Here is a 14,427-nt window from a genome sequence, read left to right as displayed (position 1 = left end):
GTAAAAAGCAGTAGAACTGCTTTTTACTAGAATGTTTTTACTTTATTTAGCTATAAGACTATACTCAAAATTACTCTTTAACATCGAATTTATTGATATAGTATACATTCGGTTTTGTATTAGCATTTGGTAGTAATACAGTAGCCTTATTGTTTGATAATAACTTGCTAATTTCGCTATTAGGGTCATCTAAATCACCAAATGTTCTTGCATTAGCAGGACAAGAATCAACACAGTAAGGTTTTTCACCATTTGCAACTCTGTGATCGCAGAAAGTACATTTTTCAACTTTCTTAGCAGATCTAATTCCTGCATAAGTTATTTCTCTGTCTGGATTTGAGTAAGGAATAATATCCCCCCCTACTTTTTTAGTTAATTCAGCAGCATCTCCACTTCTCCACTCACCAAATGGCTCTGTTTCGTTAAAGGAAATAACTGAATATGGACATGCTTTTTCACAAGCACGACAACCGATACAAGCTTCATGATTATGCATTGTTATTCCGTTATCTGACTTATACATCGCCTTAGGGTTTAATGGACAAGCATTAACACAAGGTGCATCATCACAGTGATTACATAATGTTGAGATATAGTTATATGTTACATTTGGAAACTCTCCAACAGTTTCAGTAATATAATGGGACCAGAATATTCCATCCGGAACATTGTTTTCATTTTTGCAGGCAATTGAACAAGCTGCACATCCAGCACATTTCTCCAGGTTAATTACCATTCCATATTTTGCCAATTAAAACACCTCCAAATCGTTCTATTGATATTATGCTCTTTCTATCTTAACTCTGAAACTACCATAGTACGCAGTAGCACCACTTAGACGCTCGTAGTCTGCTGGAATAATAACGTTACTGTTTCCACCACGGCTTAATTTCTTTTCAAAGTCTTCTGCTGCTACATGGCCCATTGCCCAGTGACCTTGTCCGTAGTTCTTTTGAACAGTTCCAGGACGTAAACCTTCCCAAAGCTTTAATGTTGTAACGATCTCTCCAGTAGGTGAAGTAACTTTTACTTTATCTCCATCTTTTAATCCAAGCTCTATAGCATCCTTTGGATTCATCTTAATACAGTCACTCCATTTAATATCTCCGGGGTCAGCGTCTTTAAATTCTTGGAACCAAGAACAGTTTGCTGAACGTCCTTCTCTTGCTAGACGTGATTTAGAATCGATGTACGCAAAAGGATATTGCTCAACCTTTCCTTCCATATAAGGTGGTTCGTAATGTGGTATAAATGCTTGTTCACCTTTTCCAGTATATTTACAAGTTGCTAAAATGTCGTCAACATCAGTATTATGCTTATCAGCATGCTCTTGAAGAGCCTTCTTTAAAGTTTCACTATAGAACTCAAACTTCGTAGTTTCAGTTTTCATTTTACTCCATAGACCTTTGAACTTGTATGGATCAGAATTCCATACTCCTTTTTGAATAAACTCATTCCAACTATTAAATTTATCTCCATGGTTCTCAAGCTCTGTATACTTTGTTGGATCCCAAATAGATTGAGTAAGAGTTTTATATGCATATAGTTCAAATTCTAATCCGTTCGTTGGTTCTGATCCTGTTTCTGGATCTTTAACTGTTTTACAGAAGTCTAATAAATTACTAAAACCTCTTTGCTCTAATTTTTCAGCAAGCATCCATAATACTTCAGACTCAGGATTTTTAACATCATATACTGGTTCAATTAATCTTTGCGTAATCCAAAGGTGTGTATAGGAATTTGCCTTTTGTGCCGCACTTGCCATCTGCTCAAACATATGGTGTGTAGATGGTAATAATAGGTCTGCAAAGTGGCTCATTTCAGAGTAATGAGTTACGCAGTGAGCAAAAAACTCAATTTTAGACATTGCCTTGTCCCAACGATCAGTACCAGGACAAGAGTAGTTAAAGTTACAGAAATAACCAATCACTACTTTTGGAAGATATGGATCTTCTGCTAAAATTGCGTCAGCTACACGATTTGTAATAACACCACTACCGGGTTTACCTTCTTTTAGTGCTGGGAACTGCTTAGTTCCCCTTTGGTCCATCTTTTTATTTTTACTGTTAGTCTTAGCCATTTCATCCATAAAATCGTCTGGCCCTGGTAAGCTATTTAATTTTGCACTTCTGCCAGTTAAAACTCCACCTTCATGATCAATACATCCAACTAAACCATTAAGCGCATGCACAGCCATGGAGTTATAAGCACCCCTTACCTGCATGTTAGAGCCTCCACCCATAAATACCATAGAATATGGGGCTGCCTTTGCAAATTCAATTGCTACATTTCTGATAGTAGCAGCATCAACACCACATATCGCTTCTGCCCATTCAGGTGTTCTATCTTTTAACTCTAAATTCCACCACTTAACTACGCCATGAGTATGAATTTCTTCAAACGTTTCTTCCTTCACATTTTTCCCTGAAATAAATGCGTTATTGCCATCAGTAAAGTCACCAACAAATTCTCTAGACCATAGTCCTTCCGCAAGAATTACATGGGCCATTGCAGTTGCAAGTGCACCATCTTGGCCAGGAATTACTGGCATCCATACATGTGACTTTGCAGCAGTACTTGAATATTTAGGATCAATAGTTACTATTTTGACACCCTTCTTTAATAATTCTCCAAATACATTTAGGTAGTGAGATACTTGTCTATTAGAGCATAATGGATCTACTCCCCAACAAATCATGTACTTCGTATTTTGAACATCATAATCTCTATAATTCCAATACCCTTGTGTATAGTAAGGGCCAAATTTTTCAGCTTCTGCACAGATTGAACTGTGTGAAATATTATTTGGTGAACCAATAATTTTTGGCATACTACTATAGAATAAATCAGTTATATTCGTATAACGCCCACGAAGCAACATAAACTTATGAGTTTCATTATTTGTTCTAAGTTCCATAATTTTATCTGCTAATGTATCCATGGCCTCATCCCAAGAAATCGGTACAAACATTGGATCTTCATCTCTACCCTTCTTTGGATTCGTTCTTTTCATTGGTTGTTTAATACGATCAGCGTCGTAAACCTGTTGAACTGCTAAATGTGCCCTTGGACAATCATTTCCACCATGAATTTTAGACTCATCATTAGCTTTGATTTTGATTGCTCTACCATCTACAATATAAACTTGTTTTGCACACCATGAAGTACATCCTAAACATCCACTCGGTTTCCATTCACCCTCTACTAATGGTTGAACTTCACCTGGTTTTGTTGTTTCTAATACTTCAGGGTCTTTTTTACAGCCTGATAACAGAAAAGCTGTAACACTTGCCACTGCTGAAACTTGTATAAAGCTTCTTCTAGATAATTTCACAAAACTAGCCTCCTTTGATAATACTATTTTAAACCCACTTTTTAAGTGGGAGAACTTGGCTTTACATTTTAGTATCAAATTTAAGTAATACATTATCACATAAACATATCACTACATAATGATATGTTGTGTATAAAAAAATCTCTTACAGTACATTAAAGATTAATTAGATAGGCTAATTTTTTAATATACAGAGAGTAATTGAACAGATCGAATAGTATAAATTCTGATAATTTGAAGCCCTATTACTAACAAACAATTTTCGTTATTTAATTAACTACTGCAATTATACCATCACTATATTCGTTGTACAAGCATTATTTATTTTTAGAATTATTTATCTAAACTATCAAAAATATCTTTTGTATTTATATTCATAAAGCTTTTTAACTGAGGATCTATACTTCTTATTTCCTTTTCATTTACATAAATTGTTTTGACATCATTGTACAAGTTAATAATCTTATAATTTCCTATATCGATCATATGTTTTATGTTAGCTAAACATGTTTTATTATATATTGCATGGAGTGGTTCATAATGTCCTTCCAGAAAAGGAACAAGTATATCTTCATTGCCTAATTCACTCAACATATGTTGTACCAAATCCATATTCAAAAATGGCATATCGCAGGCAACAACAAAAACATGATCATTGGATGATTTCAACAAGCCAGTATATATTCCTACTAGAGAATTTTTAACTGGTGTCTCAATACAATCCTTCTCAAATCGTATATCTTTCAACATAGGGTAGTTTTCAGGATTATTTGTCACTACAATAATCTCGTCAAATAAATTTTTAAGCTTTTCAACTACTATTTCTATTAGTGATTTAGAGTCTATCTTAAGAAGGGATTTGTTTTGTCCCATTCTAGTACTGTTACCACCTGCCAGTACTAAACCCGTTACTTTTTTAACATCCATAGTATCACCTGCCTCTTATTATCGTAGAACTACTATTTTTTTATTGTTAATTCAGCTACACCGTAAGACAATTATATTGATTGTTTGATAATAAATCAACAATAACTTTTATATAATATCCAATCCGCTAAAAACAATTTTTTTGAATTAAATCTATTTTGGATATAGATCTTACTTTTTTAGATTTTTTATACTAGATTAATAACCTTCTTAATCTATTTCATAAAAAAATCGAAACATAGCTATAAGCTTTGTTCCGATATATTTATACTTTCATTGAATAAATATAAAGTTGTATGACCATATTATTCATCATAATAGTTATAACACTAATCTATTCAAAATGATATTTATATACGTATTGTTCAATAGTTCTTGCTGGTTACAAACACTATATCATAGAATTAAACATACTTATTATAAGAAGTATTTATTTAATAAAAAACTACCTTTCTAATACAAATCAGTAAAGTAACTTTTATATTCTCAGCTATTTTACTGCTTCAATTATATAAGAACTAATAAAATCTTCAATATTCTTATTTGGTGCCCATTCCTTAACAATATCTCTGCTGTTATCCTTAGATGTCAGTTTAATATTTTTAAACCCTGCCTGTTTTATCATTTCTTTAATATCTTCAACATATTCTGCACCACCAATACAGCTTGCAATTAGACTTAAATCATCTTTTATATTTTGTGGTAACTCTGCTGTTGCAACAACGTCGGAAGTTGACAATCTACCACCTGCTTTAAGAACTCTAAAAGCTTCTTTAAACACCTGCTTCTTGTCAGGGGATAAATTAATTACACAATTGGATATAATAACATCTACTGAACTATCTGGTACAGGTAAATGTTCAATCTCTCCTAATCTAAATTCTACATTTGTATATCCACTTTTTTCTGCATTTTTTCTTGCAAGGCTGATCATATCAGGTGTCATATCAACCCCTATAACGTATCCACTTTCGCCTACCTGCCTTCTAGCAAGAAAACAATCAAATCCTCCACCACTTCCAAGATCTAAGACTACTTCCCCTTCTTTAAGATTTGCTATAGCAATAGGATTTCCGCAGCCTAATCCCATATTTGCTTCAGTTGGCACATTTGAAAGATCATTTTCTGTGTAACCAAGCTTCATAGATGTTTCATTAATATCTATTGGTGCATCACTACAACTGCATCCACCACTACAGCAGCCGCCTACATTTCCTTTTTTTGCTACCTGGGCATAATTTTTTCTTATAAACCCTCTGATATCTTCTCTACTCTTCGCCATGTATATCCTCCTCCTAATATGATTTAAATAGGTTTTCAAATATAAAGACGTATGCAAATAAAAAAGGATGCAGATCTTTACCCATTTTTAACAGTATTTGCATTCATCACTCTTATGTTTGTAGTCAACAATATTTCCTCTACGATCCATTTCCAAACAGCAGCAGTCTAGTAGCATTTCTTTTAATTTTTTTCTTCCACGCTGAACTCTTGACTTTGCCCCTGGTAAAGATATACCCATCTTCTCACTTAGCTCTTTTTGTGTCATATTTTTAAATTCCGTTAGAATAATAGCTTGCTTATATATATCAGGTAATGTATTAACCATATTTTTTAGACAATGTGCTATCTCAAGATTATAAGATGATTCTTTTTCTGTAAAACTTTCTATATCTTCTGGTAGCTCCAAAATCTCATATTTTTTATTATTTTTCCTATAGTGGTCAATGATAGTGTTCCGGGTTATACTATATATCCAAACATGAATTTTGCTATGGTCCATTAAACCTCCTACGTTATTATGAATTTTGATAAAAACCTCCTGTAAAATATCATCAGCATCTTCTTCATTTTCTACTCGCTTCATTATAAATCTTTTAAGTGGTACGTTGAATTTCTCCCAAATACAATCTACACAGTACCTCACAATAAAGCACCCCACTTATTAATTTTGTTATATCTATATGCTACTTTAATGCTTCTGAAACACCTTGTGATTCAAGATATTATGGATATCATAAAAACACTTAATTTGATTGTGGTTTAAATCACTTCTTACAATCCAACTATACTTCTAATTGCAATCATTTAACCTGTTTCTCTCCATTTATTTTAACACTTTCTCTTATAGAAAATTTAATATTATATATTTCTTTTTATTATATATCCCTATTTTTTATATTTAAAATATCCTTAGACAGTCCACTGCCTCTATAGTAATTCTAATAAGAACTTCACCATTAGGACAATCAAATATTGTCTGATGGGTACCGGGAATCTTGCTGTATTCACAGTAATACCTGCATTCAACCGCTTTAGTTCGCTGACTTCAATATCCTTACTACCGCTCCTTCCACAGATTGTAGCTAATTATTTAAAAGATAGTATACTTCTAGTAGATGGATCGTGTCTTGTTATTGCCATACGTCCATAAAAGCCACTATTTATATAATAAATAAAATGTGTTATATAAGTAGGACGCTACAGACTGTTCCACTCGCTAAGTCTATCTTTAGGGAATTAATCAGGGTCAGCAAACTTTTAAAGTACCTGTAATAGTTAACCTCCGAAGCTGGTACTTTAAAAGATTGCTCTCTTGGGTCAATTGCTGCCGTTCCTTCCATAAACTTTTTCTATGAAAGCGATCCTATAGAGCTTAAAAAGATTATTCCAGTCACTAGGTCTATCTTTCGGGTAATGCCTCTCCGACTGCCCCTTAGGGTCTATCTCTATGGTGGCAGACCGAGAGGCTAAATTAGTCCGTCTCTGGGGCCCTTTCCCAACTAACGCTCCGTAGAGGTAGTTTCTCATTTTGGGCCCATCTTCTAAGCAAACTACCACTACTCCACTTTCCCTAAATGTACATAATTTCAGAAATAGTTGCTCCTATGGGGTTCGTCTTTGCACGTGAGCAACTACCGGTTCCCTTTCCTGAAATCGACATTTAGTGAATAGTTGGGAAAGGTTCGGGTATATCTCTGGGGTCTTTAAGTTTACTGTCAATCTCTATGGTCCAATCTCTATGGTCCAATCGGTAGGGATGCCAGGCATCCCCTATGCATTGTGGATATATGGACAGCTATTTACAGTAGTTCTCATAGAGGCTGCCCACATACCCACAAAGTTTACTACTACTGCTCCTACTAATTAGGGTACAGCTTCAGGGGGTGTGCATGATGGACAACTTATTAAGTCTATCTTTAGAGATAGTTGCCCACATGCATTACGGGGTCTATCTATTGGGTCTTTATTATAGTAGTTCTCTGTAGTTTTTAACTTACAGGTCATGCAACGCTATTACCTACGTCTATAGGTTGCTTCTTTAGGGTCTTTTCCTAGGGTCATGCTTTTAGGTCATTTTCTATAGGGTCATGGCCACGTTATTCCCATACGTCCATAAGTGACCACTTTAGGGTCTTTGCCTTTGTATTCCTCTGGAGTCTTTGTTAGGGTGGGACGCTGTAGCCCCTCCTCTAGGGTCAACAAACTTCCTAGTTCATTCCATAAAAAAATATGTAACCAGATCTCTGTTTACATATTTTTTACTCCATTCATAGGTCAGATTGTTCTTTCGGGTCTTTTGTTTGTGGTAGTAATTATTTCTGTACTTTAATCTATATATTCTACTTTCTCCACCGCTCCTTCCCACAAACTGTAGCCTCTGAGCCTATCTTTATAGTAACTACAGACTGTTCCAGTCTCGGAAAACTTCCTTATAAAATGTTCTGCTATATACACTATAAAAAAAATTAAGAAATAAATATATTGCTAATATTTCAATGATATATATTTATTTCTTATCCATTGTTGCAGTATATCGTTTAAGAAAGATAGTTCCTAACATTGATGCAGCGAAATATTGCTGAATATTGAACATTTATCGTAAAAATATAAGAGTATTATACTAAATTAAATATAGAATACATTAAGTAAAAATATATCGTGCAAATTATCATAAAAGGTATTTTACCCCTTGACACTGTACTTAGGTACATACTTTACAATGGTAATATAAGCTAAAAATAAGGTTTGCAATAAACCAAATGAAAGGAGATTAATGTAATGTCAGATATAATTCTTAGAGTAGAAAACTTACACAAGGTATTTCAAGTGTCAAAAGATCGGAAAGTAGAAGCAGTCCGTAGCATTAGCTTTGAGGTACAACGAGGAGAAATTTTTGGTTTTCTAGGACCGAATGGAGCTGGTAAAAGTACTACAATTAGCATGGTGACCACTCAGTTAGAACCTACATCGGGTAAGATCTTTATTGATGATCAATCAACTTTAGAAAATCCTGCTCTAGCACGTAGAAAAATAGGTGTAGTTGCTCAACACAATAATTTAGATAAGGGACTAACTGCAAGAGAAAACCTAATCTATCATGCTAAATATTTTGGAATAGATGATAAAACAGCAAATGAAAGAGCCGATGAGTACCTTCATAAGTTTGGACTTACCGAAAGGCAAAATGATTATGTCAAAAGTTATTCAGGAGGAATGGCACAACGTTTAAAAATAGCTCGTGCTATCATGCATAACCCTGCTATATTATTTTTAGATGAACCAACAACTGGCCTAGATCCTAGTTATAGATCTATATTATGGGAACAAATACTAACCTTAAATAAAGCTGGAACCACAATATTTCTTACAACTCATTATATGGAAGAGCCAGAGCAGCTATGTGATCGAATTGCTATTGTTGATAAAGGAGAGTTAAAAGCTCTAGGAACAGTTGAAGAATTAAAAACACTAATTCCTAGCAATAATATTATTTCCATAAAATTAGCCAATCTTGATCCTATATTTGCTAGGCAAGCTAAGACCTTACCTGAAGTAACAAATGCTACCATTAAAAATGGTGTACTACTTCTATATATGAAGGATAATAAGCCTGATTTCAACCAGATTTTAGAATGGGTAAATAAATTAGATACACCTTTACAAAATATAAGTTTAAGCGCAAGTACGCTTGATGATGTATTCATACATTTAACTGGAAAGGGGAGCATAAATCATGATGAAAACAGATAAAGTAAATAACAATTTGGATTTTATAGCATTTAAAACTATGGTCAAACGTGACTTAGTAGTTCAGGCAAGGAATAAATGGGAGTTTGTTTTCCGTGTAGCCATGTTACCTTTTGTGCTGATTCTTCTTTATGGTTATATTTTGCCTAGAGTAGGAATTGTAGGACCAAATTTCCCTAACCAGATGTTTCCAGGTATGGTAGGCATGAGCATACTTGTTACAGGAATTCATGGTACGGCAGTTCCTCTAACTATGGATTTTAATATGTCCAGAGAAATAGAAGATCGTTTACAGGCACCTGTTAATGTACGAGTTGTAGCTTTTGCAAAGATGTTTGTAGGAATTTTAGAATCATGGATAGGCGGTTTGATAGTATTACCAGTATCCTTGCTATTTATGGCCAGCTCTCTAGATATAACAATAAATGCTCAAGGTATTCTAACGCTTATTCCAATATTGGTACTTGCTGCTATTTGTTCAGCAACTCTTGGCCTTTTGGTTGGAACTATTATTAAACCTAATCAAATTGCCGCTATGTTTCCAGGCTTCTTAATGCCTTTGGTTTTCACAGGAGCTATATTCTTCTCTTGGAATTCATTAAGTGCAACTCCAATTATTCAAAAGCTAGTTTTAATAAACCCTTTATTATATGTTAATGAAGCATTAAGAGCAGTTTTAACACCACAAATCCCTCATATGCATTTAGCATATAGTATCTTAGGAATAATCATAAGTTCACTTATAATGGGGTATTTTGGAGCTAGAAGATTTGCCCGCATGTCAGGTGGGAAATGGTAGATAATCATTTTAAATATAATAAAATCAAAAAAGCCTTGACTCTGTACCTAGATACAGGCCTTATAATTATATTAGAAGGTGATATTAATGAATGGTTTATCAATAGGTGAAGTTGCAAAAAAATCTAATGTGAATATTGAAACCATCAGGTATTATGAAAGACGTGGCTTAATTTCAGAACCACCTAGAACTGAATCAGGTTATCGAATATTTCCTTTAGAAACTGTCGAGAGGATTAAATTTATTAAGCGTTCTCAAGAATTAGGCTTTTCTCTCGATGAAATTGAAAAACTTCTAGCAATTACAGAAGATGAAGAACACTTTGATTCTAAAGAAATTCTTGATTTTGCTACTCAAAAAATTAGGGAGATTGAATTAAAAATTCATGATCTCCAAAAAATCAAAACTACTTTAGAAGATCTATCTGCTCAATGTCCTGGATCAGGCAATCCTATTTGTAAATGTCCAATTGTTGAAACTTTATCGAAGGGAGGTGGAAAAGAATGGCTAAAAGATTAATTGAAGTGTTTACTGCAGGTTGTTATGTGTGTGATAATACTGTAAAGCAAATTAAAGAATTAGCATGCCCTAACTGCGAAGTGATAGTTTATGACTTAAATAAAAAGTGTGAGACAAATGAGTGCGAAGATAAAGCTAAAAAATACGGAATACAATCTGTTCCTGCTGTAGCAATTAACGGTAAATTAGTAGACTGCTGCAAAAACAAAGGAATTGATATTGAAGCATTAAAAGCGGCTGGATTAGGTCAGTAATTTTTCAATAAAGTAAGGATAGTCCTATGATACTAAATAGAATCGTAGCCTATCCTTTTTTTATTTAAATTCCTAATGCCCTATCTATTGTTTCTTGAATTATTGGGCTACAACATTTTCCTGTAGGATGATTAATTTCACATTTACCATTTTTCATAGCACCAGTTAACTTAATAATATCCTTAATATTTCTAGCTCCTTCATTTCTTATAGCATTAACAATATTCTCTTCCGTTACTCGGTTACAGTAACAAATGTATTTAGGATTAGCATCTTCCTTAAACCAAATTGGTACTTTTATTTGTTCTTTTTCTATGTGAAAGTCTGAGTTAGAGCTATAGTAAACAATATCACATTTTTCACTAAGACATAAATAATAATTATCATCTTCTACCTGTGGAATTAAATTTTCAATAACCATGTGTTTTACTGTAATACCTTTTACCTGAATTCCTTCTTCATTGCAAATAGGACAAAACTTGTTTTCTTCTACTAGACTAGTAGAATTAGCTTGAGATCCTCAGCAATTTCTATTCATTATATTTTCTTCCATAAATTCATTTCTCCCATTTTAAAGTTATAGTGCCTTTTCAAACCGGTACATCCTTAAAAAATAGGATGATTAGATCATCATCCCAATTTTTTATGACAGATAATTCTGCTATCTCTCATTGGAAGTAGCACCAGCATCCTGACACTTATTTTAATTAACAAAGATGAATATTTTTAAAATCAAGACATCCATATTTATTAGTTAAGGTAATAATAATCAGACGTAAAGTAAGTTACAAAGACTGTAAAATACCTATATATGTTGTATGATTAAGTAATTATAATATAGGGTTATATTGGATTAGTAGAAATATCATTACTAATATAACCCTATATTATTTTATCTGTAATTTACATAATAAACTGTATATATTTATAAAAAATCTAATAATACTATATGTCTTTAACGCGCATTACTCTCATGGCATTTATTACAGCAATAACTGTTACCCCAACATCAGCGAATACTGCTTCCCACAATGAAGCTACACCAGTAGCGCCTAGGATTAAGAATATAAGCTTAACTCCCATAGCAAGAATTATATTCTGCCATACAATTTTTCGTGTTCTCTTTGCAATCTTTATACCTGTAGCTATTTTAGATGGTTCATCGGTCATAATTACCACATCAGCAGCTTCAATGGCTGCATCTGATCCTAAGCCTCCCATTGCCATTCCGATGTCAGCTCTTGCAAGTACCGGCGCATCATTTATACCATCACCTACAAAGACAAGCTTCCCTTTCGGTGACTTTTGTTTATCAATCAATTCAAGTTTTTCAACTTTTTCAGTAGGTAATAACTCTGCATATACCTCATCTAACCCTAACTGCTTACCTACTTTTTCACCAACAGACCTTACATCTCCTGTAAGCATGACGGTCTTTTTAACACCAAGGGCTTTTAATGCCTTAATTGCGCTCGCCGAATCATCCTTAACCTCATCTGAAATCACAATATAACCTGCATACACATTATTTAATGCAACATGTACTACAGTTCCTACAGATTCAACCTTACTAACTTGAATATTTTCTTTGTTCATTAATTTAATATTACCTGCAAGTATTTCTTTGCCTTCAACCTTAACCTTTATACCATGTCCGGATATTTCATCATAGCTTTCGATTTTACTTTTATCAACTTCTTTTTCATAGGCTTTTAAAATTGAAACTGCAATTGGATGGTTTGAGTAACTCTCTGCATATGCTGCATATTCTATTAGCTCTTCTTCAGTATAATTATTTTGAGGATTTATTTCCGTTACATTAAATACACCTTTTGTTAAAGTACCAGTTTTATCAAAGATAACTATTTCCACATTATTTAACGCTTCTAAATAGTTACTTCCCTTAACTAATACACCACTTCGGGATGCACCACCAATTCCACCAAAGAAGCCAAGGGGAATAGATACTACCAGCGCACAAGGACATGAAATTACTAAAAATACTAAGGCTCTATATATCCAATCTGAGAATGTTGCTCCCGGAACAACAAGGGGTGGTACAATTGCAAGAAGTACTGCAATAACTACAACTACCGGTGTATAGTATCTGGCAAACTTTGTTATAAAGTTTTCAGTTGGAGCTTTCTTGCTGCTGGCATTTTGAACTAAATCTAAAATCTTAGACACAGTGGATTCACCAAATTCTTTTGTAACTTCAATAGTTAAAAGACCATTTTTATTAATAAAACCACTTAATACATCATTGCCTACCTCTACTTCTCTTGGAACAGATTCTCCTGTTAGAGCAGATGTATCAACCATTGAGCTCCCTTCTACTACTTTGCCATCCAGTGGAACTTTTTCACCTGGCTTTACGACAATAATATCACCTATGCTTACTTCTTCGGGGGATACTCTTTTTATGTCATCTCCAATTTTAATATTAGCAAAATCAGGTCTTATATCCATCAGCGCGCTTATTGACTTTCTAGAACGATTTACAGCTAATTCTTGAAAAAATTCTCCTACCTGGAAAAACAGCATAACAGCTACACCTTCCGGATATTCTCCGATAAAAAATGCGCCAATTGTAGCAATACTCATAAGGAAATTTTCGTCAAACACTTGGCCCCTTGTGATATTCTTCAAAGCCTTTAGTACAATTTTTCCTCCAGATATAATATAGCTTATTAAAAATACGGTAAGTTCCAACCAGCTTGGCAAATTAAACGCTAAGCCTATAGCAAACAAAGCTCCACTTATACCAAGCCTTATTATTTCTTTCTTATTACTATCTTCTTCATCGTCATTTGCTTTTTCTTTAATAATCTCTTCAGCACTTATAACTTTAACATCCGGTTCAATTCTTTTTACTATGCTGACTATGCCTTCATTTAACTTTTCAAAATTAATATTAGCATCAGTTTCCATGGTAAGCTTTTTTGAAACAAAATCTACAGAAGCAACCTTAACTCCCTCTATTTTTTTAACTTCTGATTCTATTTTTGATGCACAATTTGCACATCCAAGCCCGTCAAGTATAAAAATTCTTTTATTATCACTTTTTCTTTTCTGTTCTTCATCGACTACTTTTACATCTGGTTCAATTCTTTTTACTATAGCTGTAGCTTCTTCAATAATTCTCTTTAGATCCTGCTTACTATTTGCTTCAATGGTTAATTTTTTAGACACGAAATCCACGGTTGCATTCTTTACGCCTGTAAGATTTTTAATCTGTGTTTCCATCTTTGCCGCACAATTTGCACATCCTAAGCCCACAAGTATTAATGCTTTCTTTTCACCTTTGTTTATTGTTTTTTCCCTTACTATAACATCCGGTTCATGCTTGTTAACGATAGTATTAATTTGCACTAATATCCTTTCTAACTCCTGTCCATTTTCAGTTTCAATAGTAAGTGTCTTTGTCATAAAGTTCATTGAAACACTTACTCCAGCTATTTGGTTTGCTTCGTATTCAATTTTAGCTGAACAATTCGCACAATCTAGACCTTCTAATATTAGTTCTTTACGAATTTTTTGACTCATATTATCCCACCTTTTCA

10 protein-coding genes and 1 pseudogene are annotated in these 14,427 nt (G+C 33.7%); 4 read left to right on the top strand and 7 right to left on the bottom strand.

Going from position 1 to position 14,427, the window contains the following annotated elements:
• Positions 1–70: 70 nt before the first annotated feature.
• From CLOS_RS05670 to sigZ, 5 genes are all read right to left on the bottom strand, one after another.
• Complete coding sequence (locus tag CLOS_RS05670; RefSeq protein ID WP_012158955.1) at positions 71–751, bottom strand: 4Fe-4S dicluster domain-containing protein; 681 nt, start codon at positions 749–751, stop codon at positions 71–73.
• A 30-nt stretch (positions 752–781) separates the two neighbouring features.
• A complete protein-coding gene (locus CLOS_RS05665; protein ID WP_012158954.1) occupies positions 782–3,334 on the bottom strand; it encodes a molybdopterin-dependent oxidoreductase in 2,553 nt (850 codons plus the stop codon).
• Between the two features lie 333 nt (positions 3,335–3,667).
• Positions 3,668–4,261: a molybdenum cofactor guanylyltransferase gene (locus CLOS_RS05660; RefSeq protein WP_012158953.1), complete on the bottom strand. Its 594-nt coding sequence runs from the start codon at positions 4,259–4,261 to the stop codon at positions 3,668–3,670.
• 490 nt (positions 4,262–4,751) lie between these two features.
• Positions 4,752–5,543, bottom strand: coding sequence for an arsenite methyltransferase (locus tag CLOS_RS05655; RefSeq protein ID WP_012158952.1), 792 nt, complete (start codon positions 5,541–5,543; stop codon positions 4,752–4,754).
• Positions 5,544–5,630: 87 nt separating this feature from the next.
• Entirely contained in the window at positions 5,631–6,188 is a 558-nt protein-coding gene (gene sigZ, locus CLOS_RS05650; protein ID WP_012158951.1) for an RNA polymerase sigma factor SigZ, read from the bottom strand.
• A 2,135-nt stretch (positions 6,189–8,323) separates the two neighbouring features.
• Here sigZ and CLOS_RS05640 point away from each other — a divergent pair.
• The 4 genes from CLOS_RS05640 to CLOS_RS05625 all read left to right on the top strand — a co-directional run bounded on the left by CLOS_RS05640 (position 8,324) and on the right by CLOS_RS05625 (position 10,864).
• Positions 8,324–9,295: an ABC transporter ATP-binding protein gene (locus CLOS_RS05640; protein ID WP_012158950.1), complete on the top strand. Its 972-nt coding sequence runs from the start codon at positions 8,324–8,326 to the stop codon at positions 9,293–9,295.
• Positions 9,279–10,091, top strand: coding sequence for an ABC transporter permease (locus CLOS_RS05635; RefSeq protein WP_012158949.1), 813 nt, complete (start codon positions 9,279–9,281; stop codon positions 10,089–10,091). The genes CLOS_RS05640 and CLOS_RS05635 overlap by 17 nt, the downstream gene beginning before the upstream one ends.
• An 87-nt stretch (positions 10,092–10,178) precedes the next feature.
• Positions 10,179–10,610 (top strand): MerR family transcriptional regulator, encoded by a 432-nt coding sequence (locus CLOS_RS05630; protein WP_012158948.1) that lies wholly within the window; start codon positions 10,179–10,181, stop codon positions 10,608–10,610.
• Positions 10,595–10,864 carry a thioredoxin family protein gene (locus CLOS_RS05625; protein ID WP_012158947.1) on the top strand — a complete coding sequence of 90 codons (270 nt, stop codon included), beginning with the start codon at positions 10,595–10,597 and terminating at the stop codon, positions 10,862–10,864. The genes CLOS_RS05630 and CLOS_RS05625 overlap by 16 nt, the downstream gene beginning before the upstream one ends.
• A gap of 64 nt (positions 10,865–10,928) precedes the next feature.
• On the opposite strand, the pseudogene CLOS_RS05620 reads toward CLOS_RS05625, so the two are convergent.
• Both CLOS_RS05620 and CLOS_RS05615 read right to left on the bottom strand, forming a co-directional pair.
• A pseudogene (locus CLOS_RS05620) lies at positions 10,929–11,381 on the bottom strand (Csac_0668 family 2Fe-2S cluster-binding (seleno)protein); the annotation flags it as partial.
• A gap of 428 nt (positions 11,382–11,809) precedes the next feature.
• Positions 11,810–14,410 carry a heavy metal translocating P-type ATPase gene (locus CLOS_RS05615; protein WP_012158945.1) on the bottom strand — a complete coding sequence of 867 codons (2,601 nt, stop codon included), beginning with the start codon at positions 14,408–14,410 and terminating at the stop codon, positions 11,810–11,812.
• Positions 14,411–14,427 lie beyond the last annotated feature (17 nt).

This window comes from Alkaliphilus oremlandii OhILAs (assembly GCF_000018325.1).
Taxonomy (GTDB): domain Bacteria; phylum Bacillota; class Clostridia; order Peptostreptococcales; family Natronincolaceae; genus Alkaliphilus_B; species Alkaliphilus_B oremlandii.
This window is presented reverse-complemented; position numbering and strand designations above follow the sequence as displayed.

Excerpts from the sequence above, each read along its gene's own strand:
- CLOS_RS05660 (WP_012158953.1), bottom strand. The coding sequence starts at position 4,261 with ATGGATGTTAAAAAAGTAACGGGTTTAGTACTGGCAGGTGGTAACAGT.
- CLOS_RS05655 (WP_012158952.1), bottom strand. The coding sequence starts at position 5,543 with ATGGCGAAGAGTAGAGAAGATATCAGAGGGTTTATAAGAAAAAATTAT.
- CLOS_RS05640 (WP_012158950.1), top strand. The coding sequence starts at position 8,324 with ATGTCAGATATAATTCTTAGAGTAGAAAACTTACACAAGGTATTTCAA.
- CLOS_RS05635 (WP_012158949.1), top strand. The coding sequence starts at position 9,279 with ATGATGAAAACAGATAAAGTAAATAACAATTTGGATTTTATAGCATTT.
- CLOS_RS05630 (WP_012158948.1), top strand. The coding sequence starts at position 10,179 with ATGAATGGTTTATCAATAGGTGAAGTTGCAAAAAAATCTAATGTGAAT.
- CLOS_RS05625 (WP_012158947.1), top strand. The coding sequence starts at position 10,595 with ATGGCTAAAAGATTAATTGAAGTGTTTACTGCAGGTTGTTATGTGTGT.
- CLOS_RS05615 (WP_012158945.1), bottom strand. The coding sequence starts at position 14,410 with ATGAGTCAAAAAATTCGTAAAGAACTAATATTAGAAGGTCTAGATTGT.